This is a genomic window from uncultured Abyssibacter sp., assembly GCF_964000955.1.
GTDB lineage: Bacteria > Pseudomonadota > Gammaproteobacteria > Nevskiales > OUC007 > Abyssibacter.
Window position 1 is genome coordinate 1 of sequence record NZ_CAXFCL010000145.1, and the last position, 13,372, is coordinate 13,372.

Annotated in this window: 13 protein-coding genes; 10 read left to right on the forward strand and 3 right to left on the reverse strand. The window is 66.0% G+C overall.

Annotation, left to right across the window (positions count from 1 at the left end; translation table 11 throughout):
- The coding region (locus ABNS06_RS06990; RefSeq protein WP_348673468.1) for a lyase family protein at positions 1-432 on the reverse strand (432 nt) is incomplete at its 3' end.
- A 78-nt stretch (positions 433-510) separates the two neighbouring features.
- Between ABNS06_RS06990 and ABNS06_RS06995 the strand changes: the two genes are divergently transcribed.
- From ABNS06_RS06995 to ABNS06_RS07030, 8 genes are all read left to right on the forward strand, one after another.
- Positions 511-1,590 carry a histidine kinase gene (locus ABNS06_RS06995; protein WP_348673469.1) on the forward strand — a complete coding sequence of 360 codons (1,080 nt, stop codon included), beginning with the start codon at positions 511-513 and terminating at the stop codon, positions 1,588-1,590.
- A complete protein-coding gene (locus ABNS06_RS07000; protein WP_348673472.1) occupies positions 1,587-2,354 on the forward strand; it encodes a LytTR family DNA-binding domain-containing protein in 768 nt (255 codons plus the stop codon). The genes ABNS06_RS06995 and ABNS06_RS07000 overlap by 4 nt, the downstream gene beginning before the upstream one ends.
- Positions 2,355-2,417: 63 nt before the next feature.
- Complete coding sequence (gene hemC / locus ABNS06_RS07005) at positions 2,418-3,341, forward strand: hydroxymethylbilane synthase (protein WP_348673474.1); 924 nt, start codon at positions 2,418-2,420, stop codon at positions 3,339-3,341.
- On the forward strand, positions 3,338-4,126 hold the full coding sequence (locus tag ABNS06_RS07010; protein ID WP_348673476.1) for a uroporphyrinogen-III synthase: 789 nt from the start codon (positions 3,338-3,340) through the stop codon (positions 4,124-4,126). Before hemC ends, ABNS06_RS07010 begins: the two co-directional genes overlap by 4 nt.
- Positions 4,119-5,243: a uroporphyrinogen-III C-methyltransferase gene (locus ABNS06_RS07015; RefSeq protein ID WP_348673477.1), complete on the forward strand. Its 1,125-nt coding sequence runs from the start codon at positions 4,119-4,121 to the stop codon at positions 5,241-5,243. Before ABNS06_RS07010 ends, ABNS06_RS07015 begins: the two co-directional genes overlap by 8 nt.
- Positions 5,240-6,424 carry a heme biosynthesis HemY N-terminal domain-containing protein gene (locus tag ABNS06_RS07020; RefSeq protein ID WP_348673479.1) on the forward strand — a complete coding sequence of 395 codons (1,185 nt, stop codon included), beginning with the start codon at positions 5,240-5,242 and terminating at the stop codon, positions 6,422-6,424. Before ABNS06_RS07015 ends, ABNS06_RS07020 begins: the two co-directional genes overlap by 4 nt.
- A gap of 63 nt (positions 6,425-6,487) precedes the next feature.
- Positions 6,488-6,790, forward strand: coding sequence for a ferritin-like domain-containing protein (locus ABNS06_RS07025; protein WP_348673480.1), 303 nt, complete (start codon positions 6,488-6,490; stop codon positions 6,788-6,790).
- Positions 6,791-6,850: 60 nt separating this feature from the next.
- On the forward strand, positions 6,851-7,267 hold the full coding sequence (locus ABNS06_RS07030) for a DUF1330 domain-containing protein (RefSeq protein ID WP_348673481.1): 417 nt from the start codon (positions 6,851-6,853) through the stop codon (positions 7,265-7,267).
- Between the two features lie 43 nt (positions 7,268-7,310).
- Here the strand turns inward: ABNS06_RS07030 and ABNS06_RS07035 are convergent, their stop codons facing one another.
- Together ABNS06_RS07035 and ABNS06_RS07040 are read right to left on the reverse strand one after the other, a co-directional pair.
- Positions 7,311-9,800 carry an MMPL family transporter gene (locus tag ABNS06_RS07035; RefSeq protein ID WP_348673483.1) on the reverse strand — a complete coding sequence of 830 codons (2,490 nt, stop codon included), beginning with the start codon at positions 9,798-9,800 and terminating at the stop codon, positions 7,311-7,313.
- A 52-nt stretch (positions 9,801-9,852) separates the two neighbouring features.
- Complete coding sequence (locus tag ABNS06_RS07040; protein ID WP_348673484.1) at positions 9,853-10,899, reverse strand: CDP-6-deoxy-delta-3,4-glucoseen reductase; 1,047 nt, start codon at positions 10,897-10,899, stop codon at positions 9,853-9,855.
- Positions 10,900-10,982: 83 nt separating this feature from the next.
- Between ABNS06_RS07040 and ABNS06_RS07045 the strand changes: the two genes are divergently transcribed.
- On the forward strand, positions 10,983-11,843 hold the full coding sequence (locus ABNS06_RS07045) for an SDR family oxidoreductase (protein WP_348673485.1): 861 nt from the start codon (positions 10,983-10,985) through the stop codon (positions 11,841-11,843).
- A gap of 110 nt (positions 11,844-11,953) precedes the next feature.
- The coding region (locus ABNS06_RS07050) for an N-acetylglutaminylglutamine amidotransferase (protein WP_348673486.1) at positions 11,954-13,372 on the forward strand (1,419 nt) is incomplete at its 3' end.

The window sequence follows — 13,372 nt, forward strand, 5'->3', positions numbered from 1 at the left end:
CAGGTCCAGCAGGGTGTCCGCCAGCCGGTCCAGCGCGGCACCGGTCTCGTCGATGGCGTCGCGCAGGAACAGGCGCAGGTCGGTGGCGACCTGGTCGTTGCGCGAGCGCGCGGTGTGCAGCTTCTTGCCGACATCGCCCACCTGCTCGGTCAGGCGGCGCTCGATGTTCATGTGCACGTCTTCCAGCGCCGTGTCCCAGTGAAATTCGCCGCGCTCGATCTGCTGCGCGATTTCTCCCAGGCCGTTGACAATGGTCTCGACCTCCTCGGCCTGGAGGATGCCGCAGCGGCCGAGCATGGTGGCGTGCGCGATGGACCCGCGAATGTCGTAGGGCGCGAGGCGCTGATCGAAGCTCACCGATTCGGTGAAAATCTCGACGCGCGGATCGGTGGCCTGGGTAAAGCGTCCGGCCCAGGGTTTGTCTGCACTCATGATGTAACGGCGCTGCAAGCTGTGCGGGGCGGCGCAGTATAGCTTGACCGTTTCCCGTCCTCCGCCAAGACTGCGGGTATGGCCAACCTTGCGACGCAACGCGCGCCGGAACTGCTGCCGGACTTCTGTTCCGGTCCGGTGCTGTTGTCGGTGGCGCTGATCACCCAGCTTGTCGCGGTGCTGGTGATGTTCGTCACCCAGCCGGTCGGCGCGTTCTTCTGGGAGCGCTTCGCGTTGCTGTCCCTTTACCTGCAATGGAACGGGCTCTGCGGCGCAGCGGTGCTATGCCAGGCACGTTCCTGGCTGTCGCGCATGCCGACCTGGTTCGTGCTGTTTACCAGCTACGTGCTGCTGCTGGGCGTGACCGCGCTGCTGGCCGAGCTGTCGTGGATGCTGATCCGGGTGCTGGGCTGGTCGTCCATGCTGGAGATTCGCGGTCGCTGGAGCTTCGTCGTCGGCAGTCTGGGAGTGGCGGCGATCATCGTTGCGTTCGTGCTGCGCTATTTCTGGGTGCAGCACCAGTGGCGCATGGAAATCCAGGCGCAGGCCGAATCGCGCTATCTCGCGCTGCAGGCGCGCATCCGGCCCCATTTCCTGTTCAACACGCTGAATACCCTGTCGGCGCTGATCCGCAAGGATCCCCGACTGGCCGAGTCCATGGTCGATGACCTGTCCGACCTGTTTCGTGTCAGTCTGGAGAAACGACATCGCCTGGTGCCGCTTGGCGAGGAAATGGATACCGCGCGTTCCTATCTGAATATCGAGCAGGTGCGCGTCGGTGATCGGATGCATGTTGAATGGGACGTGCCCGATGAGGCGCTCAGCGTGCCGGTGCCGGTGTTGTCGCTGCAGCCGCTGGTGGAAAACGCCGTACATCACGGCATCATGCATCGAGACGAGGGCGGAACCGTGCGGATTTCGGCAGAGTTGCAAAAACACGGTCTGGGAGTGGACTATTTATCCCTGACCGTCGTGAACCCGGTGCCGGAGGTGCCGGTTCCGAGTCAGGGTTCTCGGCTGGCGCTGACGAATCTGACCGAACGGTTGCGGATTGCTTATGACGGGCGCGCCAGCCTGCTGAGCGAACGTGAAAACGACCATTTCCGCGTTGAGATGCGACTTCCGGTCGTCAACGAGGTGCGGCAGGGGGTTGCATGAGGCTGGTGATCGTCGACGACGAAGCTCTCGCCCGCGAGCGGGTCAAACAGCTTGTATCGGATTTCCCGGGCTGGGAGATCGTCGGCGAGGCCGAGAATGGCCGCAAGGCGCTTGAGGTGATCAAGCAGACCGAGCCCGATGTCGTGCTGCTCGATGTGCGCATGGGCGAGGTCGACGGCCTTCAGGTTGCTCGCAAGCTCGCCGAGGAACCGACGCCTCCAGCCATCATCTTCACCACCGCATTCGCCGAGCATGCGCTGTCGGCGTTCGAATCCAGCGCCGTGGCCTACCTGCTCAAGCCGATCCGCGCGGAAAAGCTGCGTGATGCGCTGCAGCGGGCGCGCCGACCCAGCCGCGCGCAGCTGGAGACGGCCTGGTCGCAACACGCCGAGCCTGCGCGCGCGCACATCGTTGCCTCCACCCGCTCTGGCCTGGTTCGCGTGCCGTCCCGGGACATTCTCTATTTTCTGGCCGATCAGAAGTACGTCACCGTGTACCACCTGCACGGCGAGGTGCTGATCGAGGAATCACTGCGGCAGCTCGAGGATGATTTCGCGCCGCTGTTCGTGCGCATCCATCGCAAGGCCCTGGTCGCCAAGCGCTACATCACCGGGCTGGAACGCTCGCGTGAGGGGCACCACTGGGTGCGGTTGCAGCATTGTCCGGAACCGCTGCCGGTCAGCCGGCGCCGGCTGGCCGAGGTTCGTCGCGTGCTTTCCGACGAAGGCGGCGACGGCGCGCTGGATCATCTCGACGACGCCTGAGGCGGCTGCCCGGCCGGTGGCTAAGCGGTATGCTCCGCCTCCCCGCCTGTCCGTCGAACGCCCATGAAGCTCGTCATCGCAACCCGGCAGAGCCCGCTCGCCCTGTGGCAGGCCGAACATGTCCGCGACCGCCTGCTCGTCGAGCACCCAGGGTTGTCGGTGGAACTGCTCAAACTCACCACCGAGGGTGATCGTCGCCTGGACCAGCCACTGGCCGCGTTCGGCGGCAAGGGGCTGTTCATCAAGGAACTGGAACAGGCGCTGCTCGATGGGCGCGCGGATCTGGCCGTGCATTCGATGAAGGATGTGCCGGTCACCTTGCCCGACGGCTTCGCGCTGGGGCCGATTCTGGAGCGGGCGGATGTCCGTGACGCGCTGGTTTCCGCTCGAGCTGCGCGGGTCGAGGATTTGCCCGAGGGCGCGCGGGTCGGTACCGCCAGCCAGCGACGCCAGGCGCAGCTGTCGGCGCGTCGTCCGGACCTGCGGATCGGTCCGGTGCGCGGCAACGTCGGCACCCGCCTGGGCCGGCTGGACGAGGGGCGCTTTGACGCGTTGATCCTGGCGGCCGCAGGCCTCGACCGACTCGGGCTGGCGGACCGGATCGCCGCGAGAATCGACCCGATGGACATGCTGCCGGCCGCGGGGCAGGGCGCCGTGGGCATCGAGTATCGAGCCGGTGATGAGCAGACCGCTCAATGGCTAGCGCCGTTGAATCATGACGACACTGCGACCTGCGTGCGCGCCGAACGTGCGCTCAGCCTGGCGCTGGGCGGCGATTGCACGCTGCCGCTGGCGGGTCACGCACAGCTGGACGATACGGAGCTGGCGTTGCAGGCCTTCATCGGCCTGCCGGACGGCAGCCTGCATGCTCGCTGGCATGGCCGCGGCCCTGCGTCAGACCCTGAGTCTCTGGGTCGGCAGGCGGCTGCCGGGCTGCGCGCCAAGGGCGCCGATCGCATCCTGGAGTTGCTCCGGTCCGACGCGTGAACGCCAGCCCGGAAACGTCCCCGCTGCGCGGACTACGGCTGCTGATTCCGCGCGCGCCCGAGCGGGCTGATCCACTCCGGCGAAAGATCGAGGCGCTCGGGGGTGAGGCACGCTGTGTACCGGCGCTGGACATCGTGCCGACCGCGACGGCTGATGACGTGCGGCGACGGCATCGGGAGGCTGGCGTGGCGGATGTCGCCATCTTCACCAGCGTCAACGCCGTTGACCGGTGGTTCGCGCTGGGCGACAGCCCGCCAGCGCTGCCGGAGCAGGTCTTCGGCGTGGGGGCGGCGACGGTGGCCGCGCTGGCCGGTCACGGCGTCCGGGCCGTCGCACCCGCCCGACACGACAGCGAAGGCCTGATCGCGGAGCCCGCGATCCGTCATGCGGCGACGGTGTTGCTGCTGACCGGTGAGGGCGGCCGGCAGACCCTGCGCGACGCGCTTGGCCGTTCGGGACGCCTGATCGACATCCCGCTGTATCGGCGTCGGGCGCATCCCGGATTGCGACAGGCGCTGACCGCTGTTGTCCACTGGGCGAACGCCGTGGTCGCGTCCAGCGCGCAAACCTACAGCGCGTTGGTCGATGCCGACCCCCTGATTGGCGCGACGCTGCTGCGGTATCCGGTGGTCGCGCCGAGCGAGCGTGTGATAAAACACATTCGCACCCTGGGATCCAACGCACCGGCCTGGCTGGCGGCTCCGTTCGGCGACGCGGCCGTGCTGAATGCCTTGCGTGCGCACTGGGTGCCCCAGCCCAACCAACGTGCGAGAGACGATGACTGACAGCGCCGCTGACGCAGACAGCCCGAAACGCCAAGGCTCGGAGTTGGTCCCGTATTCGCCGGGCGAACACCTGCCACCACCGGTCAGGACCGGCCGCCCGATCGCCTGGACGGCTCTGGTCATCACCCTGCTGAACCTGGTGATCCTCGGCTTCGCCGCCGCGCTTGCCTGGCAGTTCGGGTTGCCTTACATGGAGCGCTCCGGCGTGCGTGTGGACAGTATGCGCGAGCGCGTCGCCGACCAGTCCCGTGATCTCGAGCGCCATGGCGAACGTCTGGCCTCGCTGGAGGCGGGGCAGGGCGACTTCCGCCAGGGCTTGCGACAACGCGAGCAGATGCTGGATGACCTCGGCGAGCGGACCGACACGATGGAGTCGGCTATCGCGTCGCTGACCACGCGTGTCGAGGGCGGGCGCCGCCTTTGGCAGCTCAACGAGCTGGAACACCTGCTGCTGATCGCCAACGAGCGCCTGCAACTGTCGCGTGATCTGGATGCCGCGCAGGCGGCGCTGGTGCTGGCGGAGGAACGTGCCGCCGCGATGAACGATCCGGCGCTGTTCGATGCGCGCAATCTGATCGCCAGCGAGATTGCCGCGGTCCGCAACGCGCCGCGGGTTGACCGTCAGTCCATCGCGCTGCGCATCAGCAGCCTGATCCGTCAGGTGCCGGGGCTGCCGGTGGAGCGCAACGTGCCCGAGGCCTTCCAGCCCGGAGACGGCCGCCCACCGGTCGAGGGCCCGGTGGCCGATGCCGGTCGCCGTGCGTGGCAGAAGCTTCGGGAAATCGCGAACAAGATGTTCGTCATCCACCGCACGGAGGAGGCGGTGCATCCGCTGCTGCCACCCGAGCAGGCCTACTTCCTCAAGCAGAACCTGATCCTGCAGCTCGAGACCGCGAGGCTTGCCGTGTTGCAGTCCGATGGCGCGAATTTCCGTGACGCCATCAACGAGGCCCGAGCCTGGACCGAGCGGTACTTCGATGCCGAGGACCGTGGCGTGACGACGGCCATCGAACAGCTCGACGCGCTGGCCGGTGGGCGCGTGCGGACCAGTCTTCCGGACATCTCCGCGAGCCTGGAAGCCGTGCGTGCGGTGACGGAGCGCCGGCGCTCGTCATGATGCGAATCCTGCTATTGGTGCTGGTGTTCGCGGCGGCCGCCGCGGCGGGCGTCTACCTGCTGGGCGACAGTGGCTATGTCCTGATCAATCTCGGCGCCTACATCGTCGAGACCTCGGTGGTGACGCTGATCGTCGTGGCCCTCGGCGGTGGGCTGCTGCTGATGTTCGCCTGGCGCGCGCTGCGCGGCGGTATACGTGCGCCGGGCGCCATCCGCCAATCATTCCGGCAGCGGCGCATGGAGCGCGCGCGCACCTCTTATCTGCGCGGCATGCTGCGGCTGACCCAGGGGCGTCCGAAGGATGCCGAGGTGGATCTGGTCCGCCATGCCGCGCACCACGACTACGCATTGCTCAATTACCTCGGCGCCGCCGAGGCGGCGGATGCGATCGGCGCGTTTGACCGGCGCGACCGCTATCTGGAACTCGCCTACGCAACGCGACCGGACGCCGAGCTGTCGGTGCTGATGAAGCAGGCCGACCTGCAAACCCGGCGAGGCCGGCATGCCGAGTCGCTGGCGACGCTGGTGCGCCTGCGGGATCTGCATCCGCATCACCCGGGTGTGCTGCGCCGGCTGGTCGATGTCTACGAGCAGTCGGAGGACTGGGAGCCGCTGCGCCTGCTGCTGGAGCAGATCGAACGCGAGTCGGTGATTCCCGACGAACGCTGGCAGATGCTGATGCAGACCTGCTACCTGCGGTTGCTGGAATCCGCCGGCGAACACCGACGTCTGGACAGCGTGCATGGCGCCTGGGAGACCGTCAGCAAGCGGTTCCGTGGTGACGCGACCGTGCGTCGCGGCTATATCCGGCAGTTGGCGCGCTGCGGTGCCGATGGCGAGGCGATCGCCTTGATCACGCAGGCGCTCAAGGCCGAATGGGACGCTGAACTGGTCCTGCTGTTCGGCGAGATGCGCGCCAGCGACGACGTCAGCCAGCTTGCCGTCGTCGAGCAGTGGCTGCGCCAGTACGACGAGCGTCCGGAGTTGCTGCTGGTGGCCGGGCGGCTGTGCCTGCGGGCCCGTCTGTGGGGGCGTGCGCGCAGCTACCTGGAAGCGAGTCTGACCAAGCGCAAATCGCCCGATACCTTGTTCGCGCTGGCGCGGCTGGCGGAGGAAACCAAGGAATCCGACCGGGCCCGGGGTCTGTACCGGGAGGGGCTGGAACTGGCGCTGGAGAGTTGAGGCGCGCGCGGCGCGCTAGGATGGCGCCGGCTGTGATCGAACGAACTGACGAAGGAGCAAAGGATGTCCCACGAGGGCTATCACGAACCGTATGAGGAATTGAGCGACGAGGTGCGTGACATGCATCGCGCGATCGAGTCGCTGATGGAAGAGCTGGAGGCCGTGGACTGGTACAACCAGCGCGTCGCGGCCTGCAAGGACCCGGAACTCAAGGCGATCCTCGAGCACAACCGCGACGAGGAGAAGGAGCACGCGGCGATGACACTGGAGTGGATTCGTCGGCGTGATCCGAAGATGGACGATGAGCTCAAGGACTATCTGTTCACCGACAAGCCCATCACCCATCACGGCCACGATCACGACTGATCGGCCGGAACAGTTCGCCAGCGCCACCTCCGGGTGGCGTTTTGCGTTGGAGCAGATTGCATGACGACAGCAACCATTGACCCCACCGGGGCGGACCTCAAACGCATCGCCAGTACTGTTGGCGCCGACACGCCGGTCACCATGCTCAACCTGTTGCGGTTTCGCGAGCAGGCGCGCTATCCGGATGACACCGAGCCTTGCTCCGGTCGGGATGCCTATGCCCGCTATTCGAAACTGGCGCTGGCGCATGTTCGCGCCGTGGGTGGCGAACCGGTCCTGATGGCGGACGTGCTCGGCCGCTTCATCGGCCCCGATGGCGAAGACTGGGACGAGATGCTGCTGGTGCGTTATCCCAGCCTGAGCGCCTTCCTGTCGATGATCGGTGACGCCGACTATCAGGCCGCCACCGTGCATCGCACGGCGGCGCTGGCCGACGCGCGACTGATCGTCACGCGGACCCCGTCGTCAGGCGATTGACCGACAGCGCGGCCAGTGCCGCGGGGCGCGCGCTGGTCCGGGGCTAGTCGTGTACGCGCACCGGCTTGAACAGCACGAACAGCATCGGCAGCAGGGTCAGGTTGGCGATGAGCGCTAGCACCATGGCCAGACCGGTGAACAGGCCGAAGTAAATGATCGGCACGAAGTTCGACAGCCCCAGAATCGAGAAGCCGACGGTGATCGTCACCGAGGTGTAGTACAGCGCGCGGCCCACCGATGCGTGGGTGCGCCGGATTGCCGGCCAGTAATCACCGCGCTCCGGCCCGTCGGCCTTGAGCTCTTCCAGGAAGCGATGGGTGTAGTGGATGGTGTCATCCACGCCGATTCCGATGGTGATCGCCGCGATGGTGATGGTCATGATGTCCAGCGGAATGCCCAGCCAGCCCATGAGCCCCAGAATGCTGGCGGCGGCGAACAGCGTAGGCACGACGCCAATCAGGGCCAGCGGGATCGACCGGAACAGCAGGGCCAGCATGGCCGCGATGACCAGGAACACCGTGCCCATGGTCTTGATCTGCGAATCGAACAGGCTCTGCAGCACGTTGTTGTACAGCACCAGCAGACCGGACAGGTGGACTTGTTCCGGTTCCAGGTCGAATTGCTCGATCAGATCAGTGCGGATCTTCTTGAGCAGCGCATCACGCCGCAGGTTGTGATCCGAGTCGATGACCCGGATCGAGAAATGGATCTGGTTGCCGTCATCGGACATGTAGGGGTCGATGAGGATGGACTTGATGTCCTCGGGCAGCCGGTTGTACATGATCGACAGGATGAAATTCGACAACGGCTCGCCGCCGTTGAGCTGGGTCATCATGTCCATGGTCGTGGCCAGCGACAGTACCTTGCCGGTCTCGGGAAGATCGTCCAGGTAGTCGTGAATCGCCTGGACCGTCTCGAGTTCGTAGCTGTTGTACCAGTAGCTGTCCGCCGACAGGCCGCCGCTCCCGAGTTCGTCACCGAACTCCGCCTCGAACGCGGCCTGTTCCTCCAGAAAGTCCTGAGGCGCGTCGATGACGATATCCAGTGGTGTCGTGCCGCCCAGCGTCTTGTCGATTTTCACCATCCCCTGGTAGATCTCGGTGGACGGCTTGAAATAGTCGATGAAGCGGTTCTCCACCCCGAGCCGGAGGATGCCCGCGATCGCCGCGGCCAGCAGCACCGCGTAGAGCGCCAGCATCAACCAGCCACCACGGTGGATCACGTCGGCCAGGCTGGCGGTGATGCGGGCGGTGATATCCCTGTCACTCATCGACGGCGAGCCGCTCTTGAGCGGTGTCAGGGCCGCCGGGTACAGCAGGAAATTGATCAGGAACGCGACCGCGACACCACAGACCATCATCAGGCCGAAGTCGATCACGGGTCGGATGTCGGCGATGATCAGCGAGCCGAATGACACCATCGTGGTCGCCGCGGTGAAGGCCGACGGCGCGAACTTGCTGCGCAGGGTTTCGGCGACCAGCCAGCTCTGCTTGGCGTCGGGATGCTCCGCATGCAGCTCCATGTGGCGCACCACCAGATGCACGGTGAGCGACAGCGTGATGATCAGGGTCAGCGCCGTGAAGTTCGACGAGACGACGGTGACCGGCCAGTCCATGAACCCGAGCAGCCCGACGGTGGTCAGCACGGTCACCGCGCAGATCGTCGTTGGCAGCACCACCCAGCGCACTCGCCGGAACGCCAGGCCCAGCAGAATGATCAGCAGCAGGCCGACGATCACGCTGAAGATCTCGATGTCCGAGCGGACGAAATCGATCATGTCGGAGGCGATCATCGGCACACCGCCGAGGAACAATTCCGCGTGGTCGCGGTAGCCATCCATGATGCCGCGAATCTCCGTGATCGCGGCGGCGATGTCGTCCTGGCGCTGCGCCGACAACGCCGCGTACTGCTCGGAGACCTCTTCCAGGCGTGCGGCCTGCTCGGCGCTCAGTTCGCCGTCCCGTTCCTCCAGCCGCAGCGCATTGCGCTCGTTCAGCAGCCGCTCCAGTTCCGGCACCCGGTTCAGCGTGGCCTGGACCGCCGTGGTCCGGCCGTCGGCGCTGACCAGCAGCTCCTTGTACAGCGGGCTGGTCGTGAACTCGGTCCGTGCCATGTCGATATCGGTGCCCGGATCGCGCAGTGTGCGCGTGTGCTTGGACACTTCGGTCAGGGTCATCGGCGGGCTCTGGATCAGCGGCACATCGAGGATCGTCGTCACCGATTCGATGACGTCGACGCCAAGCAGGTCCTGCCTCAGCGCCTCCAGCCGATCCAGCGTGTCCTCCGCCAGCAGATCTCCGTCGGGGGTATAGGTAATCACGACGAATTCCTGCGAACCGTAGCGATCGGTGACGTCGCGGTAATAAGCGAGATCCTGATCGTTCTCCAGCACCAGTGAGTCGGAGGAGGCGTCCAGCCGGAAGTCCTGGGCGAAGAACAGCGCGCCGCCGAACAGGGCCAGGACGATGAGTCCGGCAACAATCGGCTTGCCGACCGTCATTCGGAGGTAGGCGGAGAACAGGGCGTGGCGCATGCGAAGGACTTCCTGTCGGGACCGGTTGGATCACCGGTCGAAGGCTGTGATGTTAACCGTTCGCTGGTCGGCTTTCGTCGTCGGGCCAGGTCACGAAGGCGTATTCGAACGCGTCATAGAACGTGCGTTCGGGGCGCAGGCCGCAGGCGGCCAGATCCCGCTTGGCCGATTCGACCAGCACCGGCGGTCCGCTTAGATACACATCGCAGTCCGAACAATCGGGAAAATCCCGGATCACCTGCTCATGGACGAAGCCGGTGGCACCCTGCCAGTGGTCGGCCTCATCGGGTTCGGACAGCACCGGCGTGTAGTGGACGTTCGGGTATTGATCCGCCCAGGACTGCGCGAGTTCCTGGTCGTACAGGTCGCGCCGCGCACGGGCGCCCCAGTACAGATGCAGCGGTTTGGTTTCACCGCGGGCCAGCGCTTCCATCAGCATCGCGCGCACCGGGGCGAACCCGGTGCCGCCGGCGATGAAGATGGCCGGCCGCTCCGGTGCGTCGCGCAGGTAGAACCCGCCCAGCGGCCCCTGAATGCGCAGCACGGAGCAATCGGGCATCTCGTTGACCACGTAGCTGACGAAGCTGCCGCCGGGCACATGCCGAAGCTGCATCTCGATGCGGTTGTCGGCGTTGGGCGGGCAGGCAATGGAAAAACTGCGACGGCGCCCGTCGCGCAGCAGGATGTCGACATACTGGCCGGGCAGGTAGTCGAAGCGGCGCGCCTTGGGCAGTTGCAGCACCAGGCGTACGACGTCATGCGACAGCCGCTCCTTGAGGTCGACCCGGGCCGGTACGCTGCGCACCTGATGGCGCCCGTCGCGGGCGAGCAACTGCACGTCGATGTGCAGATCGCTTTCCGGGTGCGCCTGGCACAGTAGCGCCAGGCCCGCCTGGCGCTCGGAATCGGACAGCGCGCGCGGGTTGTGTTGGTGATGGATGTCACCACTGACGATGCGGGCGCGGCAGGCTCCGCAACCACCGGTCTTGCAGCCGTAGGGCACGGGCAGTCCCAGGCGCAGGGCGGCGTCCAGGACCGATTCCCCGTCCTCGACGGTAAACTCGATATCACTGTTGTCGATGGAAACCTGATGCGGCACAACATAATCCGCGCAAGTGGGCTGGCGATGGTACCGGACGGCGTGGCGGTGCCGCCAAACACCGTCGACGGGAACGCGGCCCGATGAGCGTGCTGGTCATCGGCTGCGGCGACACGGGCTTGCGCGTGGCCCGGATGGCGCTGGCGGCCGGGCGCTCCTGCGCCGGTCTGGTCCGGACGGCGGATTCCGCGGCCCGGTTGCGGGCGGAGGGTGTGGAGCCGTTGCAGCAGGACCTTGATGGCGAAAGCTTGTCGCTGCCCGCAGTCGACGCCGTCGTGATCACCGCGCCGCCGCCCAAGCAGGGCATTGAGGATGCCCGCATTGCACGTGTACTCGATGCATTGCCGCAGCCCGCGCGGCTGGTCTACATCAGCACCTCTGGTGTTTACGGCGACTGCGGCGGCGACTGGGTGGACGAGGCCGCCCCGCCGCGTCCGATCACGCCGCGGGCGCAGCGGCGCGTGGACGCCGAGAACCGGTTGCTGGCATGGGCCGGGGCGGGTGATACCGAACTGGTGCGCCTGCGGGTGCCGGGCATTTATGGTCCGGGCCGGCTGCCGGCGCAGCGCCTGCGGCGGGGTCTGCCGGTCATACGCCCCGATGAGGCGCCCTGGAGCAACCGGATTCATGTCGAGGATCTGGCGCGTGTGGTCTGGGTAACGCTGACGGCTGATGCCGTGGAGCCCGTCTACAACGTCAGCGACGGGACGCCAACGACCATGACCGACTACTTTCTGCGCTGCGCCCGCCATCTGGGGCTGCCCGAGCCGCCGCAAATTCCGCTGGCGGATGCGGAACAGCGTCTCGGTGCGCAGGCCGCGTCATTCATACGCGAGTCACGTCGGCTGGATATCCGAAGATTGCGCGAAGGTCTTGGATTTGAACCGAATTATCCGGATCTGGATGCCGGAATCCTCGCCAGCATCGAGCCGAATTCGCTCTAAAAGTGCTTTAAAATCAATGCCCTGATTTTGATCGAATCGCGCTCCTTGGCTATGATTGGAGGCCACTTCAGATAGGTGATGCCTGCATCACCGACGCTCAAGGAGCCTCTATGTGCGGACTGTGCGGTGAGATTCGTTTCGATCACCGGCAGCCGGATCTGGGCGCGATTCGCGCCATGGCGGATGCCATGGAGCCTCGCGGTCCCGACTCGGGTGGTGTCTGGTCCCAGGGCGCGGTCGCGCTGGGTCATCGCCGCCTGAAGATCATCGATCTGTCCGACGCCAGCCAGCAGCCCATGGTCGATTCGGCGCTGGGTCTGGCAGGTGTCTACAACGGCGCCATCTACAACTTTCGCGAACTGCGCGCGGAGCTGGAAGCCAAGGGCTACCGCTTCTTCTCGCAGGGTGACACCGAGGTGCTGCTCAAGGCCTACCACGCCTGGGGGCCGGAGTTTGTCCAGCGACTGAACGGCATGTTCGCGGTGGTCATCGTCTCGCGCGACACCGGCGAGGTGTTCGTGGCCCGCGATCGCCTGGGCATCAAGCCGCTCTACTACGCCGAGGTGGATGGCGGTCTGCGCTTCGCGTCCTCGTTGCCGGCGCTGGTGGCGGGCGGCGGCATCAGCAGCGATCTCGATCCGGTCGCGCTGCATCACTACATGAGTTTTCATGCGGTAGTGCCGGCGCCGCACACCATGCTCAAGCAGGTGCGCAAGCTGCCGCCGGCGCACACCATGCGCATCCATCCGGATGGTCGCCGCGAGCTCAACGAGTACTGGCGGCCGTATTTCGGCACGCCGGATGCTGACCAGGGTCTGACCTTCGACGACTGGAAGGACCGCGTGCATGCCAGCCTGCGCCAGGCCGTGGATCGGCGTCTGGTGGCTGACGTGCCGGTGGGCGTGCTGCTGTCCGGCGGGCTGGACTCCAGTCTGATCGTCGGCTTGCTGCACGAGGCCGGGCAGACCGGGTTGCAGACGTTCTCGGTGGGCTTCGAGAGCGTTGGCGACATGGAAGGCGACGAGTTCAAGTACTCGAAGATCGTGGCCGATCGCTTCAATACCGATCACCACAAGCTGTTCATCGAATCCGAACGCATGCTGCGCGAGCTGCCGAACGCCGTCGCGGCGATGTCCGAGCCGATGGTGAGTCATGACGTGGTGGGTTTTTATCTGCTGTCGCAGGCCGTCTCGAAGCACGTCAAGGTCGTACAGAGCGGGCAGGGTGCGGACGAGGTGTTCGCCGGCTACCACTGGTACCCGCCGATGCTGGAGTCCACCGACCCGGTGGGTGACTACGCCAAGGTGTTCTTCGACCGTGACCAGGCCGGTATGGCGAAAGCGCTGAACCCGCAGTGGCTGGGCGAGGACTACAGCCGCGCCTTCGTCGAGGCGCATTTCGCCCGTACCGGGGCGACGCGGCCGATCGACCAGACGCTGCGCATGGACACGCAGATCATGCTGGTCGACGACCCGGTCAAGCGCGTGGACAACATGACCATGGCCTGGGGCCTGGAGGCGCGGGTGCCG

Bases quoted from the DNA above. Each gene is read 5' to 3' on its own strand.
- ABNS06_RS06995 (WP_348673469.1), top strand. From the start codon at position 511: ATGGCCAACCTTGCGACGCAACGCGCGCCGGAACTGCTGCCGGACTTC.
- ABNS06_RS07000 (WP_348673472.1), top strand. From the start codon at position 1,587: ATGAGGCTGGTGATCGTCGACGACGAAGCTCTCGCCCGCGAGCGGGTC.
- hemC (WP_348673474.1), top strand. From the start codon at position 2,418: ATGAAGCTCGTCATCGCAACCCGGCAGAGCCCGCTCGCCCTGTGGCAG.
- ABNS06_RS07015 (WP_348673477.1), top strand. From the start codon at position 4,119: ATGACTGACAGCGCCGCTGACGCAGACAGCCCGAAACGCCAAGGCTCG.
- ABNS06_RS07020 (WP_348673479.1), top strand. From the start codon at position 5,240: ATGATGCGAATCCTGCTATTGGTGCTGGTGTTCGCGGCGGCCGCCGCG.
- ABNS06_RS07025 (WP_348673480.1), top strand. From the start codon at position 6,488: ATGTCCCACGAGGGCTATCACGAACCGTATGAGGAATTGAGCGACGAG.
- ABNS06_RS07030 (WP_348673481.1), top strand. From the start codon at position 6,851: ATGACGACAGCAACCATTGACCCCACCGGGGCGGACCTCAAACGCATC.
- ABNS06_RS07035 (WP_348673483.1), bottom strand. From the start codon at position 9,800: ATGCGCCACGCCCTGTTCTCCGCCTACCTCCGAATGACGGTCGGCAAG.
- ABNS06_RS07045 (WP_348673485.1), top strand. From the start codon at position 10,983: ATGAGCGTGCTGGTCATCGGCTGCGGCGACACGGGCTTGCGCGTGGCC.